General features: G+C 60.6%; 13 protein-coding genes. 6 read left to right on the top strand and 7 right to left on the bottom strand.

Annotated features, from left to right (window positions below; genetic code table 11):
- The first annotated feature begins 11 nt into the window (after window positions 1-11).
- The gene (locus tag AC3IT9_RS22120; RefSeq protein ID WP_150726129.1) at window positions 12-554 is read left to right on the top strand and encodes a DUF2058 domain-containing protein; all 543 of its coding nucleotides are present in this window, start codon (window positions 12-14) and stop codon (window positions 552-554) included.
- Window positions 555-620: 66 nt separating this feature from the next.
- Here AC3IT9_RS22120 and AC3IT9_RS22115 read toward each other — a convergent pair whose 3' ends face one another.
- From AC3IT9_RS22115 to AC3IT9_RS22090, 6 genes are all read right to left on the bottom strand, one after another.
- Entirely contained in the window at window positions 621-809 is a 189-nt protein-coding gene (locus AC3IT9_RS22115; protein ID WP_150757832.1) for a hypothetical protein, read from the bottom strand.
- A 402-nt stretch (window positions 810-1,211) separates the two neighbouring features.
- Window positions 1,212-2,432, bottom strand: a complete 1,221-nt coding sequence (gene fabB, locus AC3IT9_RS22110; RefSeq protein WP_046042997.1) for a beta-ketoacyl-ACP synthase I — start codon at window positions 2,430-2,432, stop codon at window positions 1,212-1,214.
- 11 nt (window positions 2,433-2,443) lie between these two features.
- Window positions 2,444-2,959: a 3-hydroxyacyl-[acyl-carrier-protein] dehydratase FabA gene (gene fabA / locus AC3IT9_RS22105; RefSeq protein WP_003227150.1), complete on the bottom strand. Its 516-nt coding sequence runs from the start codon at window positions 2,957-2,959 to the stop codon at window positions 2,444-2,446.
- Window positions 2,960-3,206: 247 nt separating this feature from the next.
- The gene (locus AC3IT9_RS22100) at window positions 3,207-5,108 is read right to left on the bottom strand and encodes an ATP-binding protein (RefSeq protein ID WP_150726131.1); all 1,902 of its coding nucleotides are present in this window, start codon (window positions 5,106-5,108) and stop codon (window positions 3,207-3,209) included.
- Window positions 5,105-6,037 (bottom strand): ABC transporter substrate-binding protein, encoded by a 933-nt coding sequence (locus AC3IT9_RS22095; RefSeq protein WP_151214541.1) that lies wholly within the window; start codon window positions 6,035-6,037, stop codon window positions 5,105-5,107. Before AC3IT9_RS22095 ends, AC3IT9_RS22100 begins: the two co-directional genes overlap by 4 nt.
- Window position 6,038: 1 nt before the next feature.
- Entirely contained in the window at window positions 6,039-8,162 is a 2,124-nt protein-coding gene (locus tag AC3IT9_RS22090; protein ID WP_489271031.1) for a TonB-dependent receptor plug domain-containing protein, read from the bottom strand.
- A 195-nt stretch (window positions 8,163-8,357) separates the two neighbouring features.
- Between AC3IT9_RS22090 and AC3IT9_RS22085 the strand changes: the two genes are divergently transcribed.
- From AC3IT9_RS22085 to AC3IT9_RS22065, 5 genes are all read left to right on the top strand, one after another.
- Complete coding sequence (locus AC3IT9_RS22085; protein WP_150726134.1) at window positions 8,358-9,383, top strand: NAD(P)H-dependent glycerol-3-phosphate dehydrogenase; 1,026 nt, start codon at window positions 8,358-8,360, stop codon at window positions 9,381-9,383.
- A gap of 31 nt (window positions 9,384-9,414) precedes the next feature.
- Window positions 9,415-9,762: a DUF4389 domain-containing protein gene (locus AC3IT9_RS22080; protein ID WP_007974561.1), complete on the top strand. Its 348-nt coding sequence runs from the start codon at window positions 9,415-9,417 to the stop codon at window positions 9,760-9,762.
- Complete coding sequence (sixA, locus tag AC3IT9_RS22075) at window positions 9,759-10,214, top strand: phosphohistidine phosphatase SixA (protein WP_353741452.1); 456 nt, start codon at window positions 9,759-9,761, stop codon at window positions 10,212-10,214. The genes AC3IT9_RS22080 and sixA overlap by 4 nt, the downstream gene beginning before the upstream one ends.
- A gap of 241 nt (window positions 10,215-10,455) precedes the next feature.
- Window positions 10,456-12,123 (top strand): AMP-binding protein, encoded by a 1,668-nt coding sequence (locus AC3IT9_RS22070; protein WP_489271030.1) that lies wholly within the window; start codon window positions 10,456-10,458, stop codon window positions 12,121-12,123.
- A gap of 32 nt (window positions 12,124-12,155) precedes the next feature.
- Entirely contained in the window at window positions 12,156-12,599 is a 444-nt protein-coding gene (locus AC3IT9_RS22065; protein ID WP_489271028.1) for a hotdog fold thioesterase, read from the top strand.
- Here AC3IT9_RS22065 and AC3IT9_RS22060 read toward each other — a convergent pair.
- On the bottom strand, window positions 12,596-15,589 hold the full coding sequence (locus AC3IT9_RS22060) for an RHS repeat domain-containing protein (protein ID WP_489271027.1): 2,994 nt from the start codon (window positions 15,587-15,589) through the stop codon (window positions 12,596-12,598). The two genes, AC3IT9_RS22065 and AC3IT9_RS22060, sit on opposite strands and share 4 nt — an antisense overlap.
- Window positions 15,590-15,705: the final 116 nt, after the last annotated feature.

Genomic DNA, 15,705 nt, shown 5'->3' with positions numbered 1-15,705 from the left:
TAATAAGCACCATGAGCATTTCCCTTCGCGACCAGTTGCTCAAAGCAGGGCTGGTCAACCAGAAGCAGGCCAAGCAGGTCAGCAAAGACAAGCAGAAACAGCAGCGCCTGGCCCACAAAGGCCAGATCGAGCTGGATGACTCCCAGCAGCGCGCGGCGCAGGAAGCCATGGCCGAGAAGGTCAAGCGCGACCAGGAGCTCAACCGCCAGCAGCAGGAAAAGGCTGAGGCCAAGGCCCGTGCCGCGCAGGTCAAGCAATTGATCGAAGTCTCGCGCCTGCCGAAATTGACGACCGAGGATTACTACAACTTCGTCGACGACAAGAAGGTCAAGCGCATTTCCGTCAACACCCTGATGCGCAACAAGCTCAGCAGCGGTTCGCTGGCCATCGTGCATCACGCTGGTGGCTACGAAGTTATTCCGCGCGAGGCGGCGCTGAAGATTCAGGAGCGCGACCCGCAGCGCATCGTGCAATTGAATGTGCAGACCGAAGAGGTCGCTGCCGAGGACGATCCGTACGCGGCGTATCAGATCCCTGATGATCTGATGTGGTAAGCCGTTAAAGACTGCAAACACGACAAACCCCGCTCATGGCGGGGTTTGTCGTTCTCAATGCTGTGATTACGCTGAGCGTGGCTCGCGCCGTTGCTCAAGAGTTTCCAGTTCGGCCTTGTAGTTCTGCGCATCGCTTTCGGAGTGGAACATCCCCACCAACAGGTCTTGTTGATGGACATCCCAGATCCGGATGCCTGCGGCTACACCTTCGTGGGATTTATGTGAATCGTCGCGTTCAGTTACTTTTACAGTCATCTGCTAGCTCCAATCTCTGTTATCTGCAGCAAGGCATGTGCAGGCCTCTTTTATAGAGTTTGGTAGCTTGCTAAGTAAACTCTTCGATTTGGAAACAGACTTTTGCAAATCTTGAGAAAGTCCTGCAGCCCCCGGAATACGTGACATTCAGTCGCAGGGCCTTGAGTTTTATGACAAAGGTTTCATGTTTGCGAGGAAGGAAATCGCGGGTCTAGCACCGAACCTGTGGGAGCGGGCTTGCCCGCGAATGCGGTGTATCAGTCAATGCAGGTATCAACGGACACGACGCCTTCGCGGGCAAGCCCGCTCCCACAAGGATTGCGGCGTTTTCCATTTTTTGCAGGCAAAAAAAACGCCCCGAACCAGTCGGGGCGTTTTCTTGTGCGGCGTTATGGCGGGGTATTACTTACCCTGCCAGCGCTTCAGTACCAGGGTGGCGTTGGTGCCACCGAAACCGAAGCTGTTGCTCATCACGGTGTTGATGGTGGCGTTTTCGCGGGTCTTGGTCAGCACCGGCAGGTCGGCCACTTCAGGGTCCAGCTCGTCGATGTTGGCGGAGCCGGCAATGAAGTTGCCTTCCATCATCAGCATGCAGTAGATCGCTTCGTGAACACCGGCGGCGCCCAGGGAGTGACCCGACAGGCTCTTGGTGGAGCTGATGGCCGGAGCCTTGTCGCCGAACACTTCACGCACACCTTTCATTTCCGCGACATCGCCGACCGGAGTCGAGGTGCCGTGGGTGTTCAGGTAGTCGATCGGGGTGTCGACGGTGGACAACGCTTGCTGCATGCAGCGGATCGCGCCTTCGCCGCTCGGGGCAACCATGTCGTAGCCGTCGGAGGTCGCGCCGTAGCCGACGATTTCCGCGTAGATCTTCGCGCCGCGGGCCAGAGCGTGTTCCAGCTCTTCAACCACGACCATGCCGCCACCGCCAGCGATGACGAAACCGTCACGGTCGGCGTCGTAGGCACGGGAGGCCTTTTCCGGGGTGTCGTTGCGCTTGCTGGACAGGGCGCCCATGGCGTCGAACAGGAACGACTGGCTCCAGTGCTCTTCTTCACCGCCGCCGGCGAAGACGATGTCCTGCTTGCCCATCTGGATCTGTTCCATGGCGGTACCGATGCAGTGAGCACTGGTGGCGCAGGCAGAAGCGATGGAGTAGTTCAGGCCCTTGATCTTGAACGGAGTGGCCAGGCAAGCGGAAACGGTGCTGCTCATGGTCCGCGTTACGCGGTATGGGCCGACGCGCTTGACGCCTTTCTCGCGCAGGATGTCCAGCGCTTCCATCTGGTTCAGGGTCGATGCGCCACCGGAACCGGCGATCAGGCCGGTACGCGGGTTGGACACCTGCTCTTCGGTCAGGCCGGAGTCGGTGATGGCGTCTTTCATGGCCAGGTAGGCATAAGCTGCCGCGTGGCCGACGAAGCGATAGATCTTGCGATCGATCAGTTCTTCAAGGTTGAGGTCAATGGAGCCGGAAACCTGGCTACGCAGACCCATTTCGGCATATTCCGGGTTGAACCGGATGCCAGGGCGGCTTGCACGCAGGTTAGCGGAGACGGTCTCTTTGTCATTGCCCAGGCAAGAAACGATGCCCAGACCAGTGATAACGACGCGGCGCATGCGGATAACCCTTAGAAGTTGTCAGTGGAGGTGAACACGCCGACCCGGAGGCCTTCGGCGGTGTAGATTTCGCGACCGTCGACAGTCACCGAACCGTCGGCAATGGCCAGGTTCAGCTTGCCCTTGAGGACGCGCTTGATATGAATGTTATAGGTGACTTTCTTGGCGGTCGGCAGGACCTGGCCGAAGAATTTCACTTCGCCCGAACCCAGCGCACGGCCACGGCCCGGCAGGCCTTGCCAGCCCAGGAAGAAGCCGACCAGTTGCCACATGGCGTCGAGGCCCAGGCAGCCCGGCATCACCGGATCGCCTTCGAAGTGGCAGGCGAAGAACCACAGGTCCGGATTGATATCCAGCTCGGCGACCAATTCACCTTTGCCGTACTTGCCACCTTCTTCGCTGATCAGGGTGATGCGATCAACCATCAGCATGTTCGGGGCGGGCAGTTGCGCGTTACCAGGGCCGAACAGCTCACCGCGACTGCAGCGCAGCAGGTCTTCCCGGGTAAAGGCGTTTTGTTTGGTCATGCGAGCTCCTCAATAGTCCCATGCGGCAGGTGGGGCAAATCTTCCCGGCCGATCGAAGCGTTCATGCCTCGAACCGGCAGCCTACTCATAGACTATTGCGTTGTGGTGAAAGTCACAGCACCAAGGACATGAATGTACACTTGTGCACTGAAATTATTATTCAAGCCCCTTTTCGGGCCTGTTCGGGGGCTTAAGACTGCCGCACTTTCGCCTTTCACGCCAGTCGCAGATGCTCGAAAGGCCTGTGCTACTGCACCCATCGCTGCAGAATTTGCTGCAGATCAGTCCGTTTGAACGGCTTGGCCAGGTAATCGTTCATCCCCGCCGACAAGCAGGCTTCGCGGTCACCCTGCAAGGCATTGGCGGTCAGGGCGATAATCGGCAGGTCGGTGCAACCGGGTAGTTTGCGGATCTGCCGGGTGGCTTCATAACCATCGATGATCGGCAAGCGGCAATCCATCAGGATCGCTTCGAAAATCAGGCTCTCGGCACTGCGTACCGCCTGAGCGCCGTCGGCGGCGACACTGACCTTGAAGCCCAGGCTGCGCAACATGGCTTCGATGACCGTCTGGTTGACCAGGTTGTCTTCGACCAATAGCACATTGCACCCTTCGCCGCCGCTGTTGCCGGTTTGCGTGCGCGGGGGCAACAGTGGCTGCGTCTGCTGGTGCAGTGCCAGGGGGATTTCCAGGGTGAATACCGAACCGCGGCCTTCTTCACTCTGCGCGCGCAAGGTGCCCCCCATGCGTTCGGCGAGGGTACGGGCAATCGGCAGGCCCAGCCCCGTGCCGCCGTAGCGCCTTGAAATGGAGCTGTCGGCCTGCTGGAAAGCGTTGAACATCAATTCCAGGCTTTGCGCCGGGATACCGATGCCGCTGTCACGCACGGTGCAGGTGAACCACAGCAACTCGTGGTCCAGCGACTGCCACTGCGCCTCGATGGTGACGCGGCCCTGCTCGGTGAACTTCAGCGCATTGCCGATCAGGTTGACCAGTATCTGCCGGATCCGCGTCGGGTCGCCCTTGACCTGCAAGCCGCGCATGTCATCGGGGATCATCAGTTGCAGGTCGAGACCGCGTTGCGCGGCGCTGTGCTGGAACGATTGGGCGCAACTGCCGATCAGTTCGACGAGGTTGAACGCAATGTGCTCCAGTTCCAGCTCCGAACGTTCGATCCGCGAGAAATCCAGGATGTCGTTGATGACCTTGAGCAAGTGCTCGGTGGATTCCGAGGCCAGCGCCGCGTATTCCACCTGTTCCTCGGTCATGTCGGTGGTTTCCAGCAACTGCAGCATGCCCAGTACGCCATTCATTGGCGTGCGCAGTTCATGGCTCATCATGGCGAGGAAGTCGGATTTGGCGTTGTTGGCCTTTTCCGCTTCTTCGCGGGTCTGGATCAACTGCGCCATGGCCTGATGTTGTTCGCGGCTGGCCTGCTCGAGACCGCTGGCGAGGTTGTTGATGTGTTGCGACAGCGCCCCCAGCTCGGTGTCGTCGACAATCGGCAGCGGTGTTTTGTAGTCGCCGTCCTGGATCGCCTTGACCGCATTGCCGATATCACGGATCGGTTGCGACAGGCTGCCCGCCAGACGCCGCGCCAGGAAGAAGGTAAACAGCAGGGCAAACAGGGCCAGAATGGCGGCCTTGAGTACGATTTCCTGCTGGCGCCGGCTGAAGGCATCGTTGGACAGCCCGACGATCACCCGGCCGAGATAGTCTTCGGTGGGGGCCGCGCTGGCGGTTTTGCTGCTCTGGAAAAAATCGTTGTGCAACGCGATGCGCTGGAGCCGTATCGGTGCCTGGAACACTTCGAGCTGTTGCGCGCGATTGTAGTGTTCGCTCGGTTGTTCGACGTACACCAGAACCCGGCTGGCGCTGTCCTGGATTTCCAGAAAGCTCACGTTAGGCGTGGCCAGTGTGGCCTTGAGCAAAGTTTCGAGCACTTCGATGTTGCCCGAAATCACGCCGTACTCGGTGGCCGGGGCCAGTTGATTGGCGATCAACTGGCCGGTGTGGGTGATTTCCTGACGCAGATCCTGGATGCGCACGAACGTGAAGAAGCTGATCAGCAACAACGTCAGCAACAGAGCAGGGCCGAGGCTGATGAGTTGGGTGCGAGTATTGATGTCCCAGCGACGGCGAAAGTTCATGGGCGGCGTTCTCCTTCAGCCAGCAGTGTGGCGACTGACGCGTCGTTTATCTCTTCGATACCCAATGAACGCGCCACCTGCGGATTGCTCGCGACTTTGAATCGATGGGGATAGTGCGTGCGCGGCCAGGTGGCCGGTGGCCGGTCGAGCAATTCGTCGAGGATCGCCAGCCAGTCGCTCTGATCGCTGTAGGTGCTCGCCAGGCTTCCGGCCTTGACGAAGCCTGCATTGGGTCCGATCAGCGCGATTTGCCGTGAATAGCTGCTCAGCAGCAGGTTCTTTGCGGTTTGCGGGTTGTACAGGTCGGCATCGTCCAGGCCCAGCAACACATCGCTGTTATTCAGCAGGGCCTGTAACGGACGACTGTTGTGAATGTTGTCCCAGCGCTGGGTAACCACTTCCAGACCCAAGGGGAGGGCGGCCTGACGCAGCTCATTCAACAGGAATTCACTGTGGTTGTCGTAGAGCACGCCGATGCGTCTGGCTTGGGGCAACAGGGTGCGGGTCAAGCGCAACTGGCGGTCCAATGGTGGATCGCTCCATAGCAGGGAAAGACGTGCAGGCAGGGTGTTGTTCAAGCGTTGCCGGGCTTGCAGGCGGCTGATGCGCAACACCAGTGTCGCCGGGCCCTGGGTGTCCTGCAGGCGCCAGTCGAGGCTGGGCAGGTCGAGCAGTATCAAGCGGATGTTTTCCGGCAGTTTGTCCGGTATCGGCAAACTGGCCAGTGTCTGGAATCGTACGTTATCGCGCGGCCGCAACTCGCTCAGGGCGTGGGTAAACGCCCGCACACCGGGGCTGTCTTCGGCCCCCGTGAGCAAAATGTCGGCCGCGTTACCCGGCAGGCTACCGAGCATGCTGCTGAACAATAGACAAAGCACGACCAGCAGCCGGCGCAGGGGCGGCGCTTTCCAGGCCGGACGATACGGCATCTTAAAGCTCCAGCTCCGCGCTGAAATACATCACGTGGCGCTGGTCATAATTGTTGTCGATGAAGGTGGTTGGCTGATTGTCCAGCCGTTGCTGGAGCACCCCGGCCAGTTCCAGACTGGCCTTGCCCAAGGCGATGCGTTTGGCGATGCGCGCATCGACCCGTTCGAAGCGGTAGCCGTTGAGGGCGTCATCGCCGTAATAGAAAAGCGCACTGTTCCAGCCCTGGCCCCAATCGCGCAGCCATCCGGCCGAACCACTGTTACTTGCAGTCTGCCTGGCATCCAGCGGGTTGCTGGCGTCGGCATCGACGTAGGCATAGGTCAGTCGCAGGCGATCGAGGCTGCCGACACGCCAGTCGAGCTGGGTTTCGACCCCCGAAAAACGCGCTTTGTTGGCGTTGCTGGCGATGTACTGATTGTTGCGCAGCGGTTCACTGATCATGCCGGTGATTTCGTCGTGGAACAGCTTCACGTCGAGCGCCAGCCCCGGTCCGGGGAAATAGCCGTTGTAGCCCAGCTCCCGGGAGCGCATGCGCTCTTGATCGAGGTCGCCGGGGCCACGGGTCTTGACGAAATAGCGGGCGCTGGACTGGCCAAAGGCACCGGGTCTGAGGTTGGTGACCTGATAACTCCAGTTGACGTTGTTCTCGAACATGTCCGGCGAACGGATGGCCTCGGAGTACACCGCACGCAAGCCGTGGCGCGGGTTGATCAGGTAGTTGACCGCCATGCGAGGTGTCAGCGAGCTGCCGGTCAACCGGCTGTCCTCGAACATGGCACCGCCTTGCAGCAGCCAGTGTTCGGTGGCACGCCACTCGAACTGGCCGAACGCCCGCCAGATCGTGTCATCGAGAGTGCCATTGAAGTAGGTCTCGGAATCCGCCCGGTCGTAACGATAGTTCATCCCGCTGACCAGCCGCAGGTTATCGGCAAGGCTCAGGGTGTCCTGCAGTTCGAGGTCGTAGCGCGATTCCCGGGTGCTCTGGTCGATGTCGCCGCAAACGGTCTGGCTCGCGCCGTTGCGCCATTGATCGAGTACCTGGTTGGCCAGCGTCTGCTCGGCGGGCGTGCCGGCCGGCGCACCAGGACCGATGAAACGCGTGATATTGCGGGCCAGGCGTTCGGTGTAGTTCGGGTTCAATTGCCAGAGTTCGGTCAGTTGCGGGCTGAACGAAATTTCTGCGTCGCAGGCGCGCCAGGTTTGCTGTCGATCCCAGTGTTGCGCCGAACCCTGGATATAAAGGCTGTGGTCGGGATTGATGTCCAGATTCCAGCGCAATGACCCGGCGTAGTCCTTGGCGGTGACGTCGGAGTCGTTACCCGCGCGGGTAATCCCCGGGAACACCGGGCGGTAGGTATAGGGTCGCTGGTTGGTGCCGTCCTTGGCATTCAATTGCCAATCGAGGCTTTGCCGTTCGTCGAGGCTCTGGCTGACGGCGAGATTGAAGCGATCGAGGCGACGGCTGTCATGGTAGTCCGCGCCGGTTCGATCGGTGTCGAAGCCGTCGTCTTGCTGGCCGGACAGGGACAGGCGCAAGTCACCATCCTCCCAGCCCATGCCCTGGCTGGCGTAAAAGTCGTTGATGCCGCGCTGGCCCCGGGTGACCTTCATGCGCGTACCGTGACTGTCGGCCGGCCGCCGGGTAATGATGTTGACCACCGCCATCAGGGCATTGGCGCCGTAGCTGACGGTATTCGGCCCACGGAAGACTTCGATGCGCTCGATGTCTTCCATGGCCACCGGAATGTCGCTCCAGTCGACGGTGGCCAGGCCGGCGCGATACACCGAGCGCCCGTCGATCAGCACTTGCATGCGTCGCGCTTCAGTCGCGTTGGTGCCGTGGTAGTTCACCGCGGCCTGGTTGCCGCTGATGTTGCCGACCATCATCCCCGGTACCAGGCGCAGCAGTTCGCTGATGTCGCGGGCACCGCTGGCGTGGATCAGGGCGCTGTCGATCACCGTCATGCTTCCTGGAACGGCCGCCGGCGACTGCTTCAGACGTGTGGCGGTGAGCACTTGCGGCAGCGGTTCGCTGTCCAGGAACAAGTCGTCGGCCAGCACTGGCGAGCTGAATATCAGCGCCAGTACCAGAGGCGAATGCGGTGAAGGAGAGCCCGGAGACACAACACATTCCTGTCAGTGATTGATGGCGCGCATGTTAACCGAGCCGAATGACTTTTCCATTCACGATGTCTGCATTTTCCTCGGTTTTATTGGTCTTCTTCCTGCGGGTGCAGGTATTTGATGTCGGGGCTGGCCGCCGGTGGGCTGCCCCGTATAATGCCGACATCGCCACTGGTATGGATTAACGGATTGCATATGACTGAACAGCGCCCGATTGCGGTCCTGGGAGGCGGAAGTTTTGGAACCGCCGTGGCTAATCTGCTGGCCGAGAACGGGCATCAGGTCCTTCAGTGGATGCGTGACCCCGAACAGGCCGAGGCCATCCGGGTCAATCGCGAGAACCCGCGTTACCTCAAAGGCATCAAGATTCTGCCCGGCGTGATGCCGGTCACCGACCTGCAAGCCACCCTGGACGCCTGTGACCTGTGTTTTGTCGCATTGCCCTCCAGCGCGCTGCGCTCGGTGTTGGTGCCGCACGCCGAACGCTTGACCGGCAAGTTGCTGGTGAGCCTGACCAAAGGCATCGAAGCCCACACGTTCAAGTTGATGAGCGAGATCCTCGAAGAGATCGCCCCGCAGGCGCGCATCGGCGTCCTGTCCGGACCCAACCTGGCCCGTGAAATCGCCGAACATGCACTGACCGCCACGGTGGTCGCCAGTGAAGACGAAGAACTCTGTCAGCAGGTTCAGGCCGCACTGCACGGCCGTACCTTTCGTGTGTACGCCAGCGCCGACCGTTTCGGCGTGGAATTGGGCGGGGCATTGAAAAATGTCTACGCGATCATCGCCGGCATGGCGGTGGCGCTGGGCATGGGGGAAAATACCAAGAGCATGCTGATCACCCGGGCATTGGCGGAAATGACCCGCTTTGCGGTGAATCAGGGCGCCAACCCGATGACCTTCCTGGGGCTGGCGGGCGTGGGCGATCTGATCGTGACCTGTTCGTCGCCCAAGAGCCGCAACTATCAGGTCGGCTTCGCCCTCGGCCAGGGCCTGAGCCTGGACGAGGCGGTCACGCGCCTGGGCGAAGTCGCCGAAGGGGTCAACACCCTTAAGGTGCTCAAGGCCAAGGCCCAGGAGGTTGGCGTGTACATGCCGCTGGTCGCCGGGCTGCACGCGATCCTGTTCGAGGGGCGCACGCTGGAGCAGGTCATCGGCCTGTTAATGCGTGGCGAGCCGAAAACCGACGTCGACTTTATTTCCACCAGTGGTTTCAACTAATCACGCTTGCCAGAAAAGCAGGGAGTTGCGCATGAACGATCCAAAAGTAGAAGCCAAGTACGAGTCCATCCTGCTGCGGGTGCTGTGGATGATCGTCTTCGTGCTGGTGTGGCAAGTGGCGCAGTTCATCCTCGGCGCTGTCGTGCTGGTGCAGTTGATCTATCGTTTGTTCTATGGCGCCCCAAGCGCCAGCTTGATGAATTTCGGCGACAGCCTGAGCCAGTTTCTGGCGCAGATCGGTCGTTTCGGCAGCTTTCACAGCGACCAGAAGCCCTGGCCGTTCGCCGACTGGCCGACGCCGCGTACACCGGAAGGTGAGGCGCCGCATGTCGTGGCACCGGCACCGCATCCGGCCCGAGATGAGGAACCCAAGCTATGAAACTCTGGGTATTGCGTCATGGTGAAGCTGTACCGCACGGGTCCCGCCCCCACGATTCGGAGCGGGAGCTGACGGATAACGGTCGCAAGGAAGTATTGAAAATCGCCGCAGAGCTGGTGGGTCAGCCGCTGACCGGCATTTACGCCAGCCCGTACCTGCGAGCGCAGCAAACAGCGCAACTGGTACGAGAGGCATTGGGATTCGAACCGGAAATCCGCACCGTCGAGTGGCTGACACCGGACACGGAGCCGGACAAGGTGGCCGAACAGATGGTCGCGGTAAGCAACGTGTTGCTGGTCAGTCACAACCCGCTGGTGGGGAATCTGCTGAGCTACCTGCAACATGGTGCCGGACATCTGCCGGAAAAGGTCAGCACTGCTGGTCTGGCGGAGCTCAAGGGTGATGAGCTGCTGGTCGGGTCGATGAAACTCGACAGCATCAAGCACCCTTGACCACGCGTTTCAAAGGGCACAGCTTGACTTGAAGTGGGTGCCGAACACTGTGGGAGCGAGCTTGCTCCGGGCGGCGATCCGACGATAGCGTCAAGTCAGTCGACATCCATGTTGAATATTCGTCCGCCATCGCGAGCAAGCTCGCTCCCACAGATGTAGAAAATTTTGTATGAAATAGTCAACCAAGCACTTGCTTGGTTGACTACGCTTGCTCCAGACCAAAATCACAGGAGCGAGTCGCATGTCTGCTGCTTTTCGTTTGCCACTGGACGTCTTCTACGAGCGTGAGGCCCGTCATCCCCGCCAGCGCTTTCTGGTCCAGCCTGTCGGAGGCGGCCAGGTCGAGACCTTGACCTGGGCGGATGTCGGTCATCAGGCCCGTTGCGCGGCCCATTGGTTGCGGGCACGGGAACTGCCGCAGGGCAGCCATATCGCCCTGATCTCGAAGAACTGTGCGCACTGGATCATTGCCGACCTGGCGATCTGGATGGCCGGGCATGTGTCGGTGCCGTTGTACCCCAACCTCACCGCCGAGACCGTTGCCCAGGTACTCGAACATTCGGAGGCGGCGCTGGCATTCATCGGCAAGCTCGACGACTGGCCGGGCATGTCCCGTGGCGTCAGCCCCGACCTGCCGACCATCAGCCTGCCGCTGCATCCGTCGGGTACGTTCGATTTCAGCTGGGACGACCTGCAACGCAACTCGCCAATCCAGGACAATCCCAAACCTGTCGCCGATCAACTGGCGACCATCATTTACACGTCCGGCACCACGGGCATGCCCAAGGGCGTGATGCACAGCTTCGGCAATCTGGGGTTCGCTACCACACGCGGCACTGCGTTGTTCGGCCTCAACGAGTCGGACCGGTTGTTGTCCTACCTGCCGCTGTGCCACGTCGCCGAGCGGATGTTCGTCGAGCTGGCGTCGATCTATACCGGCCAAACGGTGTTTTTCGCCGAGAGCCTCGATACCTTCCTCACCGATCTGCAACGTGCGCGCCCGACCGCGCTGTTTGGCGTGCCGCGCATCTGGACCAAATTCCAGATGGGTGTGTACAGCAAGATCCCGGCAAAACGTCTCGACTTCCTGCTCGGCCTGCCGATCATCGGCAAACGGGTCGGGCATAAAGTCCTCGCCGGGTTGGGGCTGGATGCGTTGCGCATCGCGTTGTCCGGCGCAGCTCCGGTGCCGCAGACCTTGTTGCAGTGGTACCGCAAGCTGGGGCTGGACGTGCTGGAGGTCTACGGCATGACCGAGAGTTGCGGCTACTCCCACATCGGCATACCGGGCCAGAACAAACCGGGCTGGATCGGCAAGCCGTGTCCGGAAGTCGAAGTGCGGATTGCAGAGACGGGGGAGGTCATGGTGCGCAGTGGTGCGACCATGCTCGGGTATTACAAGGAACCGGAAAAAACCGCCGACACCATTACCGAGGACGGCTTCCTGCGTACCGGCGACAAGGGCGAGCAAGACGCCGAAGGCAATCTGCGCCTGACCGGACGCCTGAAGGAAATCTTCAAGACCAGCAAAGGCAAATACGTGGCTCCGGCACCGATTGAAAATCGCCTGGCCGTGCATTCGCGCATCGAGCAGGTCTGCGTGGTGGGCGATGGCTTGAGTGCGCCGCTGGGCTTGTGCGTGTTGTCGGCGGTCGGCCAGCAGGATGCCGGCGGGGCCGCGCGCGCCGGCCTGCATTCGAGCCTGGAAAAACTGCTGGAAGAGGTCAACGGCGCCCTCGACAAGCATGAACAGCTGCGGCGCCTGGTGGTGGTCAAGGACAGTTGGGCCGTGGAAAACGGCTTTCTCACCCCGACCCTGAAGATCAAGCGCAACGTGATCGAAGCGGCTTACGGAGAGCGCTTTGAGGAATGGAGCGAGCGCAGCGAAGCGGTGCTGTGGCAGGATTGATCCACGAACAAAACCAATAAGGAAACCCTGCGATGAGCCTGTGGCGCACCACCCCGAACATCGAGCAGTTGAACGCAATCCAGAAAAACACCATTGGCGAACTGCTGGACATCCGTTTCGAAGCTTTTGACGACGAGTCCCTGACCGCCAGCATGGTCATCGATCACCGCACCCACCAGCCTTACGGCTTGCTGCATGGCGGTGCCTCGGTGGTGCTGGCCGAATCGGTCGGCTCGATGGCCAGCTACCTGTGCATCGATGCCAGCAAATTCTATTGCGTGGGCCTGGAAATCAACGCCAACCATTTGCGCGGCCTGCGCAGCGGACGGGTGACGGCGGTGGCCAAGCCGATCCACATCGGCCGCACGACCCATGTCTGGGACATTCGCCTGACCAGCGATGAGGGCAAGGCCAGTTGCGTGTCGCGGCTGACCATGGCGGTGGTGCCGTTGGGTGAGGCACCACCGGCTCGTTAAGGCGGGCTCGAAGCACGGGGATTGAACGCTATCATTGGAATGCCGTTGCTAGGGGGCATGTCCGTCCACTCCCTGTTCGGTTGGGTGAAGTGGTCCAGGGTGAAGTTCGCATCGTCGTATCTGAACAGCGCGGCAGTGCCGCGCTGCACATGCTGCCCCAGATACGTTCTGGCTTCGGTAGGCGTTGCCATTACTGCAACGAGGCCCATCCGCACATTGGCGTTTTCAATCGCACTGTTCAGCGGGTTGAACATGAGCCTCAGTGAGGAGGTCAAGCCTGAGCCGGCTGTACGCGTAGACCAGCCATACATCAGCTCCCAGAAATGTGGCATGGATAGTTGGTTGGTACCTGATGCGTAGGTACCTCCACGCAATGCGTTGATGCCGACGATAGACGCTCCATCGAGACCTTCGACGATCGCACTGACGGCTACAGCGGCCACAGCCGGGAGCTCTGCTTGAATGGCGCCGCCGCTAAACAGCAACACCCCGTAGACGCCTGCGCGCAGGGTAGTAGCCACGCCGGACGGGGCGAGGGTGAGCCTGGGGCCAAGCTCTGCGGAGACTCGTTGCCCGGTTTCCCTTGTCAGCCCCGCTGGCACACTGCTAATGACGCTGATGGCTACCGCATTCAATGCCCCAGGATTGCTCAAGTATGAATAGAGTGGAGCCGCTGCTCCCGCTGCAGCACCCAACAATCCGCCAATACCCGCCCCGATCCTTTGCGCGGTACGGTTGTTGCTGTAGCGGGAGACGATATTGCTGCCTGCACCCATCCCCATCGATCCGCCGGCCAAAGTACCCACCACTGAGCCTGCTACGGTCAAAGCGAGGTTGACGCCGGGGTCTACGGCTTGACTGTCTGCGTCGTCAGACGGTGTTGCCCATTGCGTCAGTGCCTGTGCCACAAAATACTTGACCGTTCCACCTGCCAAGGCACTCAGCCCATCACGCGCAAGCGTTGCGCCAGCTGCGTTAAACACTTCACCTACAGTGACCAGCCCCTGAAAGTCCACGTGTCCCATCGGATTGCCATGCACCATGGCAAACAGATTCAACCCATCGGCAACTCCCGCCGGGTCCGCGTTCAGCCAGCGTTGGCACCAGGGTACGTAGTAGCGCAACCCGTAGTAGTACAACCCGGTGGCATCCCGTTCCTGGCCTGAATAGCGCAGCGTCTTGTAGCTGGCTTCGAGTTTATTGCGCCCGGCCCACCAGCAGGTTCCGCCGTAGGGGTAGTAACTTTCCCGGGAGATGAGCAAGGCCGCTTCGTCCAGCTCCAGGGCGCTGGAGCCCAAATGATCGGAAAAACTGTAGCGATGCTGGTATCGGGAAATGCCGGCTGGCGGTTCAGTCTGCCAGTGCAGGATTTGCACCGTGCTGCGTCCTGCCTTGATCGTCACAACGTGCAAGGTCTCATCGGCAGAGGTGCGCATTTCCACGCCCGGCAAGTAACGGGTTTCGTGGGTGCGGATCAATGTGCCGGTGTAGGTCTGCCGGATTTTTCGCTGACGCAGGCCACTGCCGTCGTACACATAAAACTCGCAATCGTCCGGTTCCTCTTCACGAACCACCTGGTCGACCTGCCGCAGTTGGTTGCGCAGATCCCATTGCAGGGTTTGTCCCGGTTGTAGCGCGGTACGGTTGCCGTTCAGGTCGTAACCGACTGCAATTTCCTCTTCGTCGGGCAGCTCGCCATCGGGCGTTTCGGGCAGGCTTCGATTACTCAGCCGGGCGACAGCCGTGCGTTCGGTACGGCTGGTGCTGTCAGCCTGATGCTGCATGATCTTCAGGTTGCCGGCTTCATCGTAGGTGTAGAAACGCGTGTAATTTTCCAGTTGTCCGGGATCAGGGGTGGGCTGGAAATCCGGTAACTGTGGCCCACCCGGCGCGTTGCGCAATTGCCGGCCACTGGCCTCGATCAGGCGGGAGAGGCTGTCGTAGCGGTAGCGATTAACCGGCTCGATGCGCTGGTTGCGGTGAAAGTGAGTCGCTTCAGCGGCGTCGGTGATGCAGGTGACATTGCCCACAGCGTCGTATTCGTAGGTCAGGTCTTGCAACGCCGGTTGCCCTGGCACAAAGGTTTTCAGGTGTTTCAGTCGGCCGTCGTCGGGCCGATAAGTCGCGCATGAAACAACGCCGTTTCCCGCACGTTGTTGTTCGATCTGGCCGAAGGCGTTGTACTGGATGTCCCGGACCAATGCCGTTTCATCGGCCTGTCCGGTAAGGGTCACGCGGATTTCGCGCAGTTCGCCTGCACAGGTATGAATGAACGTCTGTCGGTTGCCCAATGCATCGGTCTGGCTGACGGGCTCGCTGGCGGCGTTGCAATGAAGGCGAGTGATGGCTGGTCCGTTCTCCAGCAAGGCGTCGCGTTCAGGCTCTGACTCGGGCCAGTCCACCAGCCATTGTGGGTCGGCGATGAAGGTGCGGCCGTGCTGCAACGGCGTAGCGTTCAGACTGAACCCGGTGAAGAGCAGGGTGCCGGCGGTGTCGTCGTGCCGAATCACCTGACCGCGCAGGTTATGGCCGACATCGCCGTCGGTATCGGCATAAGTGAATCGTGCGACGCAGCGTTCCGGCCCTTGCCACGTGCGCTCGAACGCAGCCACCGGGCGGCACTGAGGGTCATAGTCCACGTGGCTCTGGCTGAGCTTCTGATCCCAGCCTTCAACACGTTGCCCGTGCGCCCCGAGCAATCCCAGACGCCAGCCGGCGTCGCTATTTTGCGAAAGCACGACAGCGCCCGACAGACTGAAAACGTTTTGCTGATTGGCTGCCGTCTGGCCGTCTTGCTGCAAACGGAACAGGCGTGGATCACGACTCAGAACAGCGCGACCGGCGCCGTCATATTCTTGCTGGGTGATGCAAGGCTCCGGTACCGACGCGCTCTCACGCCGGTGATACGCCACACCGCGCACGCTCCGCCCGCGAGGGTCAAATACCTGGATGGCCGGAGTGTTGGCGTGGATCATCGCGAGTTTGCCCATGACTCGGCGGGACAGCCCTTCTTATCCACTTGATGCTGGTTGGCAGTCAACTGTCAGAAATAACAGGTGGCGCCCGCAATGGCGTCATAGCCAAGGCGGGTCTGTCATCATTCCTG

The organism is Pseudomonas sp. KH_046_1 (assembly GCF_057839025.1).
This window is presented reverse-complemented; position numbering and strand designations above follow the sequence as displayed.

Bases quoted from the DNA above. Each gene is read 5' to 3' on its own strand.
- AC3IT9_RS22115 (WP_150757832.1), bottom strand. From the start codon at position 809: ATGACTGTAAAAGTAACTGAACGCGACGATTCACATAAATCCCACGAA.
- AC3IT9_RS22065 (WP_489271028.1), top strand. From the start codon at position 12,156: ATGAGCCTGTGGCGCACCACCCCGAACATCGAGCAGTTGAACGCAATC.
- AC3IT9_RS22100 (WP_150726131.1), bottom strand. From the start codon at position 5,108: ATGAACTTTCGCCGTCGCTGGGACATCAATACTCGCACCCAACTCATC.
- AC3IT9_RS22080 (WP_007974561.1), top strand. From the start codon at position 9,415: ATGAACGATCCAAAAGTAGAAGCCAAGTACGAGTCCATCCTGCTGCGG.
- AC3IT9_RS22085 (WP_150726134.1), top strand. From the start codon at position 8,358: ATGACTGAACAGCGCCCGATTGCGGTCCTGGGAGGCGGAAGTTTTGGA.
- AC3IT9_RS22070 (WP_489271030.1), top strand. From the start codon at position 10,456: ATGTCTGCTGCTTTTCGTTTGCCACTGGACGTCTTCTACGAGCGTGAG.
- fabB (WP_046042997.1), bottom strand. From the start codon at position 2,432: ATGCGCCGCGTCGTTATCACTGGTCTGGGCATCGTTTCTTGCCTGGGC.
- fabA (WP_003227150.1), bottom strand. From the start codon at position 2,959: ATGACCAAACAAAACGCCTTTACCCGGGAAGACCTGCTGCGCTGCAGT.
- AC3IT9_RS22060 (WP_489271027.1), bottom strand. From the start codon at position 15,589: ATGGGCAAACTCGCGATGATCCACGCCAACACTCCGGCCATCCAGGTA.
- AC3IT9_RS22095 (WP_151214541.1), bottom strand. From the start codon at position 6,037: ATGCCGTATCGTCCGGCCTGGAAAGCGCCGCCCCTGCGCCGGCTGCTG.
- AC3IT9_RS22120 (WP_150726129.1), top strand. From the start codon at position 12: ATGAGCATTTCCCTTCGCGACCAGTTGCTCAAAGCAGGGCTGGTCAAC.
- sixA (WP_353741452.1), top strand. From the start codon at position 9,759: ATGAAACTCTGGGTATTGCGTCATGGTGAAGCTGTACCGCACGGGTCC.